This is a genomic window from Caloramator sp. E03, from assembly GCF_006016075.1.
Classification (GTDB): Bacteria; Bacillota; Clostridia; order Clostridiales; family Caloramatoraceae; genus Caloramator_B.
Map to the genome: position 1 here is coordinate 2,549,764 of NZ_CP040093.1, position 14,598 is coordinate 2,564,361.

At 31.5% G+C, this 14,598-nt stretch carries 15 protein-coding genes; 13 read left to right on the plus strand and 2 right to left on the minus strand.

Annotation, left to right across the window (positions count from 1 at the left end; genetic code table 11):
* Positions 1-5 precede the first annotated feature (5 nt).
* The 12 genes from ilvB (at position 6) to FDN13_RS12190 (ending at position 12,269) form a co-directional block, all read left to right on the plus strand.
* Positions 6-1,664, plus strand: coding sequence for a biosynthetic-type acetolactate synthase large subunit (ilvB, locus tag FDN13_RS12135; RefSeq protein WP_138981098.1), 1,659 nt, complete (start codon positions 6-8; stop codon positions 1,662-1,664).
* Between the two features lie 87 nt (positions 1,665-1,751).
* The gene (locus FDN13_RS12140; RefSeq protein WP_168190163.1) at positions 1,752-2,117 is read left to right on the plus strand and encodes a YtxH domain-containing protein; all 366 of its coding nucleotides are present in this window, start codon (positions 1,752-1,754) and stop codon (positions 2,115-2,117) included.
* A 4-nt stretch (positions 2,118-2,121) separates the two neighbouring features.
* Positions 2,122-2,475 carry a DUF948 domain-containing protein gene (locus FDN13_RS12145; protein WP_168190164.1) on the plus strand — a complete coding sequence of 118 codons (354 nt, stop codon included), beginning with the start codon at positions 2,122-2,124 and terminating at the stop codon, positions 2,473-2,475.
* 145 nt (positions 2,476-2,620) lie between these two features.
* A complete protein-coding gene (locus tag FDN13_RS12150) occupies positions 2,621-3,214 on the plus strand; it encodes a hypothetical protein (protein ID WP_138980633.1) in 594 nt (197 codons plus the stop codon).
* A gap of 95 nt (positions 3,215-3,309) precedes the next feature.
* A complete protein-coding gene (locus FDN13_RS12155; RefSeq protein WP_168190165.1) occupies positions 3,310-4,638 on the plus strand; it encodes a sensor histidine kinase in 1,329 nt (442 codons plus the stop codon).
* Positions 4,635-5,327, plus strand: coding sequence for a response regulator transcription factor (locus FDN13_RS12160; RefSeq protein WP_138980635.1), 693 nt, complete (start codon positions 4,635-4,637; stop codon positions 5,325-5,327). The genes FDN13_RS12155 and FDN13_RS12160 overlap by 4 nt, the downstream gene beginning before the upstream one ends.
* 64 nt (positions 5,328-5,391) lie before the next feature.
* A complete protein-coding gene (locus FDN13_RS12165; RefSeq protein WP_207670887.1) occupies positions 5,392-6,624 on the plus strand; it encodes an ABC transporter substrate-binding protein in 1,233 nt (410 codons plus the stop codon).
* Positions 6,625-6,634: 10 nt separating this feature from the next.
* On the plus strand, positions 6,635-7,561 hold the full coding sequence (locus tag FDN13_RS12170) for a sugar ABC transporter substrate-binding protein (RefSeq protein WP_207670888.1): 927 nt from the start codon (positions 6,635-6,637) through the stop codon (positions 7,559-7,561).
* A gap of 166 nt (positions 7,562-7,727) precedes the next feature.
* The gene (locus FDN13_RS12175; protein ID WP_138980637.1) at positions 7,728-8,726 is read left to right on the plus strand and encodes a sugar ABC transporter substrate-binding protein; all 999 of its coding nucleotides are present in this window, start codon (positions 7,728-7,730) and stop codon (positions 8,724-8,726) included.
* A 70-nt stretch (positions 8,727-8,796) separates the two neighbouring features.
* Complete coding sequence (locus tag FDN13_RS12180; protein ID WP_207670889.1) at positions 8,797-10,302, plus strand: sugar ABC transporter ATP-binding protein; 1,506 nt, start codon at positions 8,797-8,799, stop codon at positions 10,300-10,302.
* The gene (locus FDN13_RS12185; RefSeq protein ID WP_138980638.1) at positions 10,292-11,287 is read left to right on the plus strand and encodes an ABC transporter permease; all 996 of its coding nucleotides are present in this window, start codon (positions 10,292-10,294) and stop codon (positions 11,285-11,287) included. Before FDN13_RS12180 ends, FDN13_RS12185 begins: the two co-directional genes overlap by 11 nt.
* A gap of 22 nt (positions 11,288-11,309) precedes the next feature.
* Complete coding sequence (locus FDN13_RS12190; protein WP_138980639.1) at positions 11,310-12,269, plus strand: PfkB family carbohydrate kinase; 960 nt, start codon at positions 11,310-11,312, stop codon at positions 12,267-12,269.
* 42 nt (positions 12,270-12,311) lie between these two features.
* Here the strand turns inward: FDN13_RS12190 and FDN13_RS12195 are convergent, their stop codons facing one another.
* A complete protein-coding gene (locus FDN13_RS12195) occupies positions 12,312-12,827 on the minus strand; it encodes a Gx transporter family protein (RefSeq protein ID WP_138980640.1) in 516 nt (171 codons plus the stop codon).
* Between the two features lie 11 nt (positions 12,828-12,838).
* Positions 12,839-13,219, minus strand: a complete 381-nt coding sequence (locus FDN13_RS12200; protein ID WP_138980641.1) for a NusG domain II-containing protein — start codon at positions 13,217-13,219, stop codon at positions 12,839-12,841.
* Between the two features lie 321 nt (positions 13,220-13,540).
* On the opposite strand from FDN13_RS12200, the gene FDN13_RS12205 reads away from it, so the two are divergent.
* The gene (locus FDN13_RS12205; RefSeq protein WP_138980642.1) at positions 13,541-14,596 is read left to right on the plus strand and encodes an FAD:protein FMN transferase; all 1,056 of its coding nucleotides are present in this window, start codon (positions 13,541-13,543) and stop codon (positions 14,594-14,596) included.
* Positions 14,597-14,598: the final 2 nt, after the last annotated feature.

The window sequence follows — 14,598 nt, forward strand, 5'->3', positions numbered from 1 at the left end:
CAGTAATGTATTTAACAGGAGCTCAAATTGTTTTGGAATGTTTAAAAGAACACAACGTAGATGTGCTGTTTGGATATCCTGGCGGTGCAGTTATTCCTTTATATGATGCACTATATGATGAAAGAAACAACTTTATGCACATTAGAACAGCCCATGAACAGGGGGCTGTTCATGGTGCTGATGGTTATTCAAGAAGTACTGGAAAAGTAGGTGTCTGCATTGCAACATCAGGACCTGGAGCTACTAATACTATTACTGGTATAGCAACAGCTTATATGGATTCTACTCCGCTTTTAGTAATAACAGGGCAGGTTCCAAGCAATTTATTAGGAAGGGATTCTTTTCAGGAGATAGATATAACAGGGGTTACTATTCCTATTACTAAAAATAACTATCTTGTGAAGAATGTTGAATTACTTGCACCAACTCTCAGGGAGGCTTTTAAAGTTGCTGTAAGTGATAGACCGGGACCGGTATTGGTTGATATAACTAAAGATGTGTTTCTTAGTAAAACAGAATATGTAAAATGCGAAAGCGAATATAAAAACGATAGTTTTGATTTAATCGAAGATGATGTTTTAAAGAGGGCAGCAAAGCTTATAAATGATTCAAAAAGGCCGGTTATTTATGCTGGAGGAGGAGTAAAAATTGCAAAGGCATCGGATGTACTCATAAAAATTGCAAAAAAAGCATGCATACCTGTAGTGAACACTCTAATGGGGCTTGGAACTATTCCCAGAAACGATGAATTGTCACTTGGGCTTGTTGGAATGCATGGCTTTAGAGAAGCTAACCTTGCTGTTTCAAATTCTGATCTTTTAATTGCTATTGGAGCAAGATTTAGCGATAGAGTGGTTGGAAAAAACGATTCCTTTGCAAAAAAAGCAAAGATAATACACATTGATATTGATGAAAGTGAATTTGGTAAAAATGTAAAACCAGATATATATATAGCAGGAAATTTAAAGAGCAGCCTTGAAAAGCTCTATTCATTAATAGAAGAAAAGGATAGAAAGTCCTACATTGAGGAAATTAGAGGTTATGCTGTATCTAATAATAATGATGAAGGGAGCTTTTTACCTAAAAATATAATAGGCATTTTAAATAAAAAGTTTGATGAGAATTGCTTTGTCGCAACAGATGTTGGACAGCACCAGATGTGGACTGCTCAACATTGGAAATTTAAAAGTGAGAGGGGATTTATAACATCTGGTGGCCTTGGGACTATGGGATTTGGATTAGGTGCGGCTATAGGATGTAAAATTGGAAATCCTGATAGTGATGTTGTTTTAATAACTGGAGACGGAAGCTTTAGAATGAACTGTAATGAACTTGCTACTGTTTCAAAATATAATATTCCAATCCTTATAGTTCTTATGAATAATAAAACCCTTGGAATGGTAAGGCAGTGGCAGAGGATGTTCAGCAATAAAAGATATAGCGAAACTGATGTTACTGATGATGTTGACTATATTAAGCTTGTAAATGCTTATGGAATAGAAGGGTTTAAAGTAAATACCCTTGATGAATTAAATAGTATTGTTTCAAAAATAAATAAACTTACAAAGCCACTATTTATTCAATGTGACATTGAAAAGAATGAGAGTGTTTATCCAATTGTTCCCCCTGGTATGCCGATTGAAAATATGCTCTTTGAAGGATAAAAAATCTAATTTATAGTTTTTGTTAGTATTAATGTTAAAATGTTGAAAAAGGAGTATAGAAATATTATAATAAGCATAAGGAAGGGGATGATTTATCTGAAAAATATAAAATTTGAATTAGATTTAAAAGGTAAAAAGGCAAAGAAGAATCTTAAAAAGGGACTTGCACTTGGAACAATATTTGGAGCTGCTGCTGGTTTAGTTGGTGGAATTCTTTTTGCTCCAAAGTCTGGTAAGGAGACGAGGGCTCAAATAAAGGACAATGCAGCTGATGTTTCTAAGATGGTAGCTGGTAATGTTAAGGAATTTACAAAAAAGACAGGTGAAGTTGTAAAAGAAAAATTTAATAAGTGCTGTAATAAAGAAAAGGATGCAGCTTTAAATCAGGATGCTCAAGAAAGTAATCAGGAAGAAGTATCAAATGAGACTCAAGAAAATATGAATGAGGAGTAATACTATGGAAATAAAGATAACTGCTGAAGGGTTGGTTCTATTTATTGTTGCAGTTGCGGTTATTTTAATTACAGTATACCTTGTTAAATTGTTAAAAAATCTTATTGAGCTTTTGAAAAATGCAAATGACTTTTTTAAAGAGAATAGAAAGAATTTAGATGAAACTTTAAATAACGTAAATTCTATTACAGCTTCAGCAAAGAATAAAGTAGATTACTTAGATAAATTTTTAAAATCCAGTGATGAAGTTGCAGCAAGCAATGATTTTTCAAACATTGTTTCTATAGCACAGGCAGCCTTTGATTTATATGATCAGATTAAAGGAGTTTTTCCTAAGAAAAAAAGGCATAGAAAATAAGCTGTGGCGGTTAAAATGAAAAATTTTAACCGCTTATTTTGTGTATAAAAATTATGCTTTTATTTTATAGAATTATATCAATAAATATGATAATATTGCCTTAATAATAGTATTTTATAAAAGTAAATTGTAAGGGGGAATATATGTGCCTGTTAATAATTCGTTTTATGGTAAGCTGAAGATTTATAAAGATAAGAGTAAAGAATATAAGTATATAATTGAATATCCAAAGAATAAAGGCAATATTACTGATATTAGCATGGAGCTTTTTAAAAATATCTTGGAAGAAGATGATGTTGTAATTCAGGTTGATTCTGTTTTAACTTTTTTAAGCATAAATGATTTGAAAGAGCCAATAAAAAGTTTAAAAGATGTATTAAATGAAAAAAATATATATTTAAACTATAGAGCATATAAGTATGAAGAAAAGAAGTCCTTTTTAGGGCTTATGATTGGAAATAAACTTGCTATAAGAGAAGTTCTTACATTTAAATTTTCAAAATCTTTTTACGATGATGAGATTTTAAAGCTTTTATTGAAAATAGGATGCATGATATATGTTCCAAAAGATAAGTCAAGTGATTTTGTAGATAGTATATCTAATGGATATTATGAAGATGAAAATGAAAGGCTTAATCATTTTAAATTTATAATGTATATAAATTCTTATGTTGATAGGGCGTCAGTTGAAACTAAAATATCAGATTTAGAAGAAATTAAGAAAATGTTTATAAAATAAGTAAAATTAAAGTACAATTTAAAAAGAAGGATTATCATTTTTTTCATAGAATAATGTCTTAAGATACTACTGTATACTTTAGGATGGTGAATTTTATGGCTAACCAGAAAAATATATCAATTGTAAGGATGGCCATCTTTTTAATAAATTTTTTTATAATTATGTTCATGTCAATAATAATCTATAATACAACTAAACTTATTTGTGAAAATGATATGGCAAGAAGTTTTTTGGAAAAAGTAAAGTTCGTTCCAATGATACCCTGGAAGGTACCTGCTTATTCAATATCTCTTCTTATTATATTGTTTATTTCATTTGAAATCAGAGAAAAAATATCAAAAAATTTCAAAATATTGTTCTTTATATTTAGCATATTAGACTTAATAATATGTATTGCAGTAATTTTTTGCTTAAATATTGGATATAAAGGGCTTTTGCTTCTTGCAATAGCTAATATGATTATATACATAGATGATAGAAAAAGCAGAAGTATTTTTATAGTAATAACTATTATTATATATGTACTGCTTGATTATGATATATTTTCAATTGAAACAAATATATTTTCAATAAATGAATATATACAATATTACACTTCAACTCAAAGACTCTATATTTATGGTATTAGAAATATACTAACCTCAATTAATGAAGTCCTGTTTATACTTTTTATGATAATGGTAATTCAAGGGCAGATGGATGAAAATAAAAAGATAAAAGAGCTGTATTCTAAGCTTTGTAAGACAGCGGAGGAGCTTAAAATTGTAAACATACAGCTTCAGGATTATGCAAAAAAATCTGAAGAGATGGCAAAGACAAGAGAAAGAAATAGACTTGCAAGGGAAATACACGATACAATAGGACATACTTTAACAGGAATAGCAACAGGGCTTGAGGCCTGTATAGAGCTTGCAGGAGTAGATATTGAAAAGACAAAGTCTCAAATTATTAAGATTGCTGAACTTGCAAGAAAAGGGCTTGTTGATGTAAGGCGTTCAGTAAATGAATTAAGACCAGATACATTAGAAAGGTTTTCCTTAATTCCTGCTATACAAAATCTTGCTGAAGATATAAATGAGTGTACAAAGGTTAAAGTTATATTAAATATTGAAGGGGATGTTCCAAAGTTTGGTGCTGATGAGGAGGAAACAATATACAGGATAATACAAGAAGGTATTACAAATGCAGTACGACATGGAAATGTAAATGAAATAAGTATAGCATTAAAGTTTGTTGATGGGAAAGCTTTCATTAGCATAAAAGATGATGGGACAGGCTGTAGCAATATTGTAGAAGGATTTGGGCTAAAACATATAAGAGAGAGAGTTGAAATGTTAAAGGGAAGTGTTAATTTTATAAGTGATGATGGAAAAGGATTTAGTATTACTGCACAAATACCTATAAGGGGGAGAATAAAAGTATGATAAGGGTGATGATAGCAGAAGATCAGGAATTAATAAGACAGAGCCTTGAGATTATTTTGAGCAATAAACCAGATATGGAGCTTGTTGGAATAGCTGAAGATGGATTAAAGGCAGTTAAGTTAGCAAAGGAACTGCTCCCAGATATTATACTTATGGATATTAGAATGCCTGGAATTGATGGAGTAAAATGCATTGAAATAATTAAAGAAAAACACCCTAATATTAAAATTATTGTTTTAACAACATTTGATGATGATGAATATGTTTTTAATGCTTTAAAAAATGGGGCTAGTGGATATCTTTTAAAGGGCATTTCTTCAAAGGAGCTTGTAGATGCAATAAGGACAGTTTACAACGGAGGAGCTTTAATAAATCCAAATATTGCTGTAAAGGTTGTTAAACTTTTTTCTCAAATGGCTCACATAGATTATAGGTTTAAGGTTGATGAAAAAACACTTAACAGTTTAAGTAAGAATGAGATTAAAATAATAAAGCTTATTGGAATGGGAATGTCAAATAAAGAGATTACTGATAAGCTTAAGTTTAGTGAAGGAACTGTAAGAAATTATATTAGCGGTATTTTAGACAAGCTCAACTTAAGGGATAGAACACAGATTGCGATATTTGCTGTCCAATCTGGAATGATATTAAATGGAATTGATAGCAAAGGTGATATCAGTGAAGCATAAAAAAAGAGTAATTATTATTATTTTAGTAATCTTGATAATCTTTTTATTTAATATTTATAAAAAATTGAATAATATAGTAGTGCTTGAACTTGGAATTTTTGCAGGAAGCATGTATGATGTTCCTAACTGGCAGAGCTATAAAACCTTTGATGAGGCAATAGAAAAATTTCAAAATCTCCATCCTAATATAAGGATAAAGTATAGGAGCGGAACATTAAAAAATGACTATTCAGAATGGCTTGCACAAAAGATTATAAATGGGGATGAACCAGATGTATTTTGTGTATTGCCTGGGGATTTTAATACCTTTGCATCAATTGGAATTATGAAAAATCTTGATGAGCTTATAAAAAGGGACAAAAGTTTTAACATTAACAGGATGTATTTGAATGCAATAAAATTCGGCCAGTTTCAGGGAGTTCAATATGCAATACCAAAGGAACTTGATCCACAGCTTATGTTTGTAAATAAAACTCTTCTTAAAAAAGAAGGAATTCAAGTTCCAAAGGGAAACTGGACGTGGGAGGATTTTTATAATATTTGCAGGAAAATAACTAAGGATACAGATGGTGACGGAAAAATAGACCAATTTGGTTCTGTAGGTTTCAATTGGAAAATAGCTGTATATACAAATGGAGAGCAGTTTTTTGATCAAAGTGGAAAAAAGGCTATGTTTGACAGTAAAGGAGTTATTGAGGCAGTAAAATTTGTTAAGGCTTTAAACGATTTAAACCAGAATTTTAAAGTTAATCTTGAGGACTTTGATAACGGCAGAGTTGCATTCAGGCCCTTTTCATTTTCTGCATATAAAGCATATAAAACTTATCCATATAGAATAATAAAGTATGCTCAGTTTGATTGGGAGTGCATAAAACTTCCAAGGGGACCAAATGGTAGGAATGCATCGGAATTAAATGCTATGTTATTTGGAATAAGTTCAAGAACAAAACATACAAAAGAGGCATGGGAGTTTTTAAAATTCATTACATATAATGATGAAATTCAAATGGATGTATTAAGGTATTCCCATGGCATACCTGTTTTAAGAGATGTTACAGAATCAAAAAAAGCCGAGGAAGAGCTTTTAAAATATAATCCGGAAGAGGAGATATCTGTTGATACTAAAGTTTTAAGTGATGTAGTAGAGCAGTCTGTAGTCCCACCGAGATTTCATAAATATGATGAGGCTGTAGAAATTGCAGATAGAGAGATTTATCAAATAATAAAAGGGGATAAAGAAGTGGAAGATACTTTGATAAAGCTAAACTCCGAATTAAATGATTTTTTAAATCAATAGAGGGGATTATATGATTAAAAGAATAGCCTTATTTTTAATAATAATATTTATGCTGTTTTCAACAAGCTGCATAAATAATGAAAAAGTAAGCAATATTAAGAAGTATAAATTTGGTGCTTCCTACATGACTTTTAATAATCCATTTTTTGTTGAACTGAACAATGGAATAAAAGATGTTGTAGAGAAAAACGGAGGAAAACTTATAACTCTTGATCCACAGCTTGATATACAAAAACAGATACAGCAGATTAAAGAATTAGTTTATGAAAGAGTTGATGTTATTTTTTTAAACCCGGTAGATTGGAAGGAGATAAAACCTGCACTTGAAATTGCAAAACGTGCCAACATTCCTGTAATTGTTGTTGATGCACCAGTTTATGATGATGAACTTGTTGAATGTACTGTTGTATCTGATAACTATAATGCAGGTGTGCTTTGTGCAAAGGATATGATTAAAAGATTAAATGGAAAGGGAAATGTTGTAATACTTGAACATCCTTCTGTAAAATCTGCAATTGACAGAATAGAAGCTTATGAAAACACTATAAAGGAATATCCAGATATAAAAATTGTTGGCAGAAGAGCATCAGACGGCCAGATTGAAAAGGCTATGCCTGCAATGGAGAGCCTTTTAAAAATGAATAAACAGATAGATGCAGTTATGTGCCTTAATGATCCCACAGCTATGGGGGCAATTGCAGCTCTTGAAAAAGCTGGTCGTTTAAAAAATGTACTAGTATATGGAGTTGACGGTTCTCAAAATGCAAAAAAGATGATTAAGCAAGGAAAGATGATAGCAACTGCTGCACAGTTTCCAAAGGAAATAGGGAAAATAGCAGCTGAAGCAGCTTTAAGAAAGTTAGCTGGTGAGAAAATTGAACATGAAATAAAGGTGCCTGTAATACTTATAGATAAAAATAATGTAGATAAATATTAAAAGCTCTGCTACTTTGCAGGGCTTTTTAATATTTACATATATCATGCCCTATATGACAAATGTAATAAATAAGTTGTGACAAATTATATGTGAATATTCTTAAAAATTTTTATATTATAAAAACAACGGCACAGGATGCCTATAAAAGAAAAAAAGGGGGATTTATATGTTTAAAAAAGTATTGGCAATTCTTTTAACAGCTGCATTAGTGTTTTCGCTCTTTACAGGCTGTGGTTCTAAAAATACAAGTACACAGCAAACATCTCAAAGTAACCAGCAGCAAACATCACAGAGTACAGAGCCTGCCAAAAAGCAGTACAAGTTTGGTGCAACTTACATGACAATGAACAATCCATTCTTTATTGCATTAAATGATGGTATTAAATCAGTTGTTGAAGCAAATGGGGACTCACTTGTTGCTCTTGATCCTGCACTTGATTTGAACAAGCAGATTAGCCAGATTGAAGACCTTATTGCACAAAAAGTTGATGCTATATTCTTAAACCCTGTAGACTGGAAAGGAATAAAACCAGCCCTTGAAGCTGCAAAGAAAGCAGGAATACCAGTTATAAATGTTGATGCTCCTGTATATGATGAGGATTTAGTTTCATGTATTGTAGCATCAGATAATTATAACGCTGGTGTACTAGTAGCACAGGATGTTATGAAAAGATTAAGCAAAGCAAATGTTGTTCTTCTTGAACATCCAACTGCAAAATCAGCAATTGACAGAACAAAGGCCTTTGAAGATACAGTAAAGGGTAATCCAAACTATAAGATAATAGCAAAGCAATCATCTAATGGACAACTTGAGCAGGCAATGCCAGTTATGGAGAACATAATTCAGGCAAATAAACAGATTGATGTTGTTATGGGACTTAATGACCCAACAGCTTTAGGAGCATTAGCTGCACTTCAGGCTGCAAAGAGGGATAAAGGAGTTTTAATATACGGTGTTGATGGTGCTCCAGAAGCAAAGAAGATGATAAAAGAAGGAAAGATGACAGGAACAGCAGCACAGTCACCAAAGAATATAGGAAAGACAGCTGCAGAAACTGCATATAAGCTCTTAAAAGGAGAAAGTGTTGAACATAAAATATACGTACCAGTTACTCTTATAACAAAGGACAATGTTGACCAGTTTGGAGTAGATGGATGGCAGTAATGATACATGTAAGTTTTGCCCGATTAATTCGGGCAAAACTTTAAATTTAATTAGAAGAGGTGAAGACATAATGAAGGATACTATCCTTAAAATGAGCAATATACACAAAAGGTTTCCAGGGGTTTATGCATTAAATGGGGTAGATTTTGAATTAAGATATGGTGAAGTTCATGCACTTCTTGGAGAGAATGGTGCTGGAAAATCTACTCTTATAAAAATACTTGCTGGAATTTATCAAGTAGATGATGGTGATATTTATATAAAAGGCAAGAAATGTAATATTGATAGTGTAAGAACATCGCAATCTTTGGGTATTAGTGTAATACATCAGGAATTGTGCCTTGTACCATATATGACAGTAGCAGAAAATATATTTTTGGGAAGAGAAAAGGCTATTGGAAGGACAGGATTTTTAAAGGCGAAGGAAATTAATAAGGATGCACAGATGATATTAGATTCTTTAGGCCTTGATATAAAAGCTGAAACAATTGTTAAAGATTTAAGTATTGCTCAGCAGCAAATGGTTGAAATTGCAAAGGCTCTTTCTACTGATTCGGAAATAATAGTAATGGATGAGCCAACATCTTCTCTAACTGAAAAAGAAACTGAAATGCTTTTTAATACTATACTTGATTTAAAAAGTAGAAATATATCGGTTATATATATTTCTCACAGATTAGAAGAACTATTTAAGATTTCTGACAGGGTAACTGTTATAAGGGATGGTAAATATATAGGCACAAGAGATACAGCCTTAACAAATAGGGAAGAATTAATCTCAATGATGGTTGGCAGGGAGCTTAAGGATTTATATAAAAGAACTATAAGGCCATTAGGGGAAAATATTCTTGAAGTTAGAAATATTAAGAGAGGAAATATATTAAATGATATAAGTTTTAATCTTAGAAAAGGTGAAATACTTGGAATATCCGGACTTGTAGGTGCAGGAAGGACTGAACTTGCAAGAGCGATATTTGGAATCGATAGAATAGATTCAGGTAAGATAATGATTGAAGGAAAAGAGATTGATATTAAATCTCCACTTGATGCAATGAATAATGGGATAGTTCTTGTTCCAGAAGATAGGAAACAACAGGGGCTTGTTTTAATCAGAGGAGTTGGATACAACATTACTCTTACAGTGCTTAATCAGTTTTTAAAATTGATTAAGGTAGACAAAGAAAAAGAAGAGTCAATTGCTCTTGAATATATAAATAAACTTAATATTAAAACGCCTACGATTGAACAAATAGTTGGGAATTTAAGTGGTGGAAATCAGCAAAAAATTGTAATTGCAAAATGGCTTGCCACAAAGCCAAAAGTGTTGATACTCGATGAGCCGACAAGAGGCGTTGATGTTGGGGCAAAGGCAGAGATATACTCAATTATGGACATGCTTGCTTCACAAGGCGTTAGTATTATTATGATTTCTTCAGACCTACCTGAAATAATCAATATGAGTGACAGGGTAATTGTAATGTATAGAGGTAAAATTACGGGAATAATTGATAGAAATGATTTAAAACAGGAAAAAATAATGCATTTTGCAACTGGAGGTGTTAGCTATGCAAGCTAGTGTTACAAAAAATAAAAACAACTTAATATTAACATATATTCTCAAAAATAGTGTGGTAAAATATATAAAAGAAAACCTTGGAATAATAATTGGTCTTGCAGTAATGTGTACTATTTTAAGTATATTATCTCCTGCATTTTTAACAAAGGAAAATATAATAAATGTATTAAGACAGGTATCGACAAATGCAAACCTTGCATTTGGAATGACTCTTGCAATTATAATAAATGGAATTGATCTTTCAGTAGGTTCTATACTTGCTTTATCAGGAACTATAACAGCAGGGCTTATAACGTTTAATAATATGCCTGTTATAACATCTGTTATTATAGGTATCATTATAGGAATAAGTCTTGGTTTGTTTAATGGAATTGTTATAGCAAAAACTGGAATACCACCTTTTATTGTAACCCTTGCAATGTATAATATAGCAAGAGGGGCTGCCTACGTTTATACAGGTGGTATGCCTGTTAGAACAATGAATGAACAATTTAACTTTATTGGTAATGGCTATTTAGGGCCAATACCTCTTCCAGTAATATATACACTAATCTTTTTAGTTACAATGTATATATTGATGAATAAAACAAAGTTTGGAAGATATGTATATGCTGTTGGTGGAAATCGTGATGCAGCAAGATTTTCAGGTATAAATATTAAAAAGATTGAAATAGCTGTATATACAATAATTGGATTTTTATCTGGTTTTAGCGGAATTGTTCTCTGTGCAAGGATGTATTCTGGTCAGCCTACTGTAGGAGTAGGGTTTGAGCTTGATGCTATTGCTGCTTGCGTACTTGGTGGAACAAGTATGATGGGTGGAATAGGTAAAATTGGTGGGACTGTGCTTGGAGTTTTAGTAATAGGAGTATTAAATAATGGATTGAATCTTTTAAATATCAATTCATTTTGGCAGCTTATAGCTAAAGGTGTTGTAATACTTCTTGCTGTATATGTTGATATTTTAAAGAAAAAGAAAAAATGATATATAAATAGGAGGGCAAAATATGTTTGATGTTGCAGCACTTGGAGAGCTTCTAATTGATTTTACTCCTGCAGGAGTTTCTAATACTGGAAATGATCTATTTCAAAAAAACCCTGGAGGTGCACCAGCTAATGTGCTTGTTGCAGTTTCAAGATTAGGAAAAAAGACAGCATTTGTTGGGATGGTTGGAAAGGATCAGTTTGGATTTTTCTTAAGGGATGTTTTAAAAGATAATGGTGTAGATGTTTCAGGCCTTAAATTTTCAGAGAATGTTAATACAACACTTGCTTTTGTTCACCTTGATAAGAATGGGGACAGGTCCTTTAGCTTTTATAGAAATCCTGGAGCAGATATGATGCTAAAAGAAGAGGATTTGAATTATGAGGTTATTGATAATTCAAACATTTTCCACTTTGGTTCCATATCAATGACCGATGAACCTTCAAGAAGTGCAACATTAAAGGCTGTAGAGGCAGCAAAAAATAAGGGTGCTATAATATCTTATGATCCTAATTTAAGGCCTCCTTTATGGAAAAGCCTTAAGGATGCTAAAGAAAGGATAATTGAAGGATTAAGATATGCTGATATACTTAAAGTATCAGATGAAGAAATGGAGTTTATAACTGGTACAAGGGATCTTCAAGAAGGAAGCAGTATACTTTATAAAATGGGTATAAAACTTGTTCTTGTAACTCTCGGAGAGGATGGATGCTTTTATAAATATAAAAAAGAGATAGGAAAAATAGATGGGTTTAGAGTAAAGGTAATTGATACAACAGGTGCTGGAGATGCATTTTTAGGAGGAGTATTATACAAAATATGCCAAAAAGGTATCTGCGATATAAGTAGTATTGAAAAATCTGAAATGGAGGATATAATAAGATTTGCAAACTGTGTTGGGGCCCTTGCAACAACAAAAAAAGGTGCCATCCCTGCAATGCCAACTCTTAATGAGGTTTTAGATATTATGAATTTTTCATAATGCCCCCTTATAAAGCCTTATTCCTTGTGGAAGAGGCTTTTTTTAATTTATTTTAGTAAACTGTAGTTTTTTAAGATGTGCTAATAGAAATTTAGATGTTATTCCAACAAAAATGCCAGTTCCAATACCTGCTATCATAAGAACAGGGAGGTATGCAATAATTCTTATGTTTTGAACCGTAATTGAGGCTACTAAAATTTGACCGATGTTGTGAAATACGGAGCCCATAACGCTGACTCCAATTATGCTTACATTTTCTTTGCCAAACTTCTTTAAAATAAACATCACCAAAAGGCTCAATATTCCTCCTGATAAGCTGAAAAAAAAGCTTGAAAGGGAGCCGACTAAAAGTGTTGAAAGTATTATTCTTAATATAACAACAAGGAATGTATCAGCAATGCTTAGAGAATATAGGGATACAACAGTAATAATATTTGCAAGACCAAGCTTTGCACCTGGAGTTATAAAGGGAACAGGTATCATAGTTTCAACTATATAAAGCACTAAGGCCTGTGCAACAAGTATTGATATAAATAGCATCTTCTGTGTTTTTTTCATTTAAATCCCCCTTAATATGCAAGATCATCGGTTTCAGATTTACCTTCTCCTTTTATTTCCACAACAACTTTATGAGGAAGGCATACGATTGTTTCACCTACTTTATCGATGGTTCCTGATTTAACACATACTCTGTCGTGGCAGTCGGCATCGACCATGTTTATTTTTCCATTTGATATATGGATTACATTTTTACCAAGTTTAGTTTCAATTGGGATAGTCATTTCTTCCATATTTTCTGTGAGAGGGATTCTCTTATATAAAACCCCTTCAACGTAAATCTCTGCATAAGTATTTTCATATTTTTTATTTGAAGAGAACATGAACCAAGCTGCAGATACTATAGATATTAATAAAAATGAAATTATAATAATAATATCAAATTTTTTCATTATTTTAGCCTCACTTTTAAAGTTAATATTAAAATCTAATTTTTATTTTAAACAATAATTTAATGTATGTCTATATAGCTCGATGCTTGAAATTTAATGATTATTAATGAAATAAATGAACAAAATGTACATAATTTAGTGTAAATTGATAATATATTGACGATGATTTTAATTGAATGTTAAAATAAAAACAAAAAAGATGATTTAAAAAATTTTAACTATGAATAATATTAAGTTTACTTGTTTATAATACGGCTTTAGAGAAACCTCTAAAGCCTTTATAATGTATAAACAATAAAAATATATTTTATGGAGGATATCATGATACATAACAAAAAAAGACTTTTAATTTTATGCATAATCTTAGTTATCAGCCTGTCTTTATTTTTTTCTGGATGCCAAAAAAAGGTTAAGGTTTTAAATGAACCAATTGAAAAGACTGATTTTGTCCTTGGAACGGTTTGTACAGTTAAGATTTATGATGAGGCACCATCAAATTTAATGGATAAGATTTTTGATAGGCTTAAGGAAATTGAAAATAGGATGACGATAAATGCAGAGGGCAGCGAAGTTGATGAAATTAATGAAAAATCAGGGATTGAGCCTGTCAAAGTAACAGATGATGTTTATTATGTAATAAAAACTGGTAAAGAATTTGGGAAGATTTCAGAGGGACGTTTTGATATTACTATAGGTCCAATAGTAAAGCTTTGGAATATTGGAACAGATTATGCGAGGGTTCCTTCTCAAAATGAAATAAATGAAAAACTTCCTTTAGTAAACTATGAAGATATAGTACTTGATGATAAAAACAAAACAGTATTTCTTAAAAGGAAAGGAATGATTATAGACCTTGGGGGCATAGCTAAAGGATATGCTGCTGATGAGGTTTATAGGATTTTAAAAGAGAACAATGTTGAACATGCAATTATAAACCTTGGTGGGAATGTATTTGCAATGGGAAGTAATCCAAAGGAAAACCGAAACTGGAATATAGGGGTTCAAGATCCATTTAGTGAAAGAGGAGATTATATTGGTATATTAAGTATTTCAGACAAAACTGTTGTATCATCAGGAATTTATGAAAGATATTTTATACAGGATGGAAAGAGATATCACCATATACTTGATACTAAAAATGGCTATCCTGTTGATAATAACCTTGCAGGGACTACTATAATAGCTGATAAATCAATAATGGGAGATGCTTTATCAACTACTATTTTTGCAGCAGGGGTTGATAGAGGGCTTGAAATTGTTAAAAACTTAAAGGAAGTTGAGGCAATTTTTATTACTAAAAACCGTGAAGTATATATTACACCAGGACTTAAAAGTATCTTTAAAATAACAAATTCTAATTTTAAGATTATGAATTAGAT

Bases quoted from the DNA above. Each gene is read 5' to 3' on its own strand.
- FDN13_RS12180 (WP_207670889.1), top strand. From the start codon at position 8,797: ATGAAGGATACTATCCTTAAAATGAGCAATATACACAAAAGGTTTCCA.
- FDN13_RS12140 (WP_168190163.1), top strand. From the start codon at position 1,752: ATGATTTATCTGAAAAATATAAAATTTGAATTAGATTTAAAAGGTAAA.
- FDN13_RS12145 (WP_168190164.1), top strand. From the start codon at position 2,122: ATGGAAATAAAGATAACTGCTGAAGGGTTGGTTCTATTTATTGTTGCA.
- FDN13_RS12160 (WP_138980635.1), top strand. From the start codon at position 4,635: ATGATAAGGGTGATGATAGCAGAAGATCAGGAATTAATAAGACAGAGC.
- FDN13_RS12155 (WP_168190165.1), top strand. From the start codon at position 3,310: ATGGCTAACCAGAAAAATATATCAATTGTAAGGATGGCCATCTTTTTA.
- FDN13_RS12170 (WP_207670888.1), top strand. From the start codon at position 6,635: ATGATTAAAAGAATAGCCTTATTTTTAATAATAATATTTATGCTGTTT.
- FDN13_RS12185 (WP_138980638.1), top strand. From the start codon at position 10,292: ATGCAAGCTAGTGTTACAAAAAATAAAAACAACTTAATATTAACATAT.
- FDN13_RS12200 (WP_138980641.1), bottom strand. From the start codon at position 13,219: ATGAAAAAATTTGATATTATTATTATAATTTCATTTTTATTAATATCT.
- ilvB (WP_138981098.1), top strand. From the start codon at position 6: ATGTATTTAACAGGAGCTCAAATTGTTTTGGAATGTTTAAAAGAACAC.
- FDN13_RS12190 (WP_138980639.1), top strand. From the start codon at position 11,310: ATGTTTGATGTTGCAGCACTTGGAGAGCTTCTAATTGATTTTACTCCT.
- FDN13_RS12175 (WP_138980637.1), top strand. From the start codon at position 7,728: ATGTTTAAAAAAGTATTGGCAATTCTTTTAACAGCTGCATTAGTGTTT.
- FDN13_RS12205 (WP_138980642.1), top strand. From the start codon at position 13,541: ATGATACATAACAAAAAAAGACTTTTAATTTTATGCATAATCTTAGTT.
- FDN13_RS12195 (WP_138980640.1), bottom strand. From the start codon at position 12,827: ATGAAAAAAACACAGAAGATGCTATTTATATCAATACTTGTTGCACAG.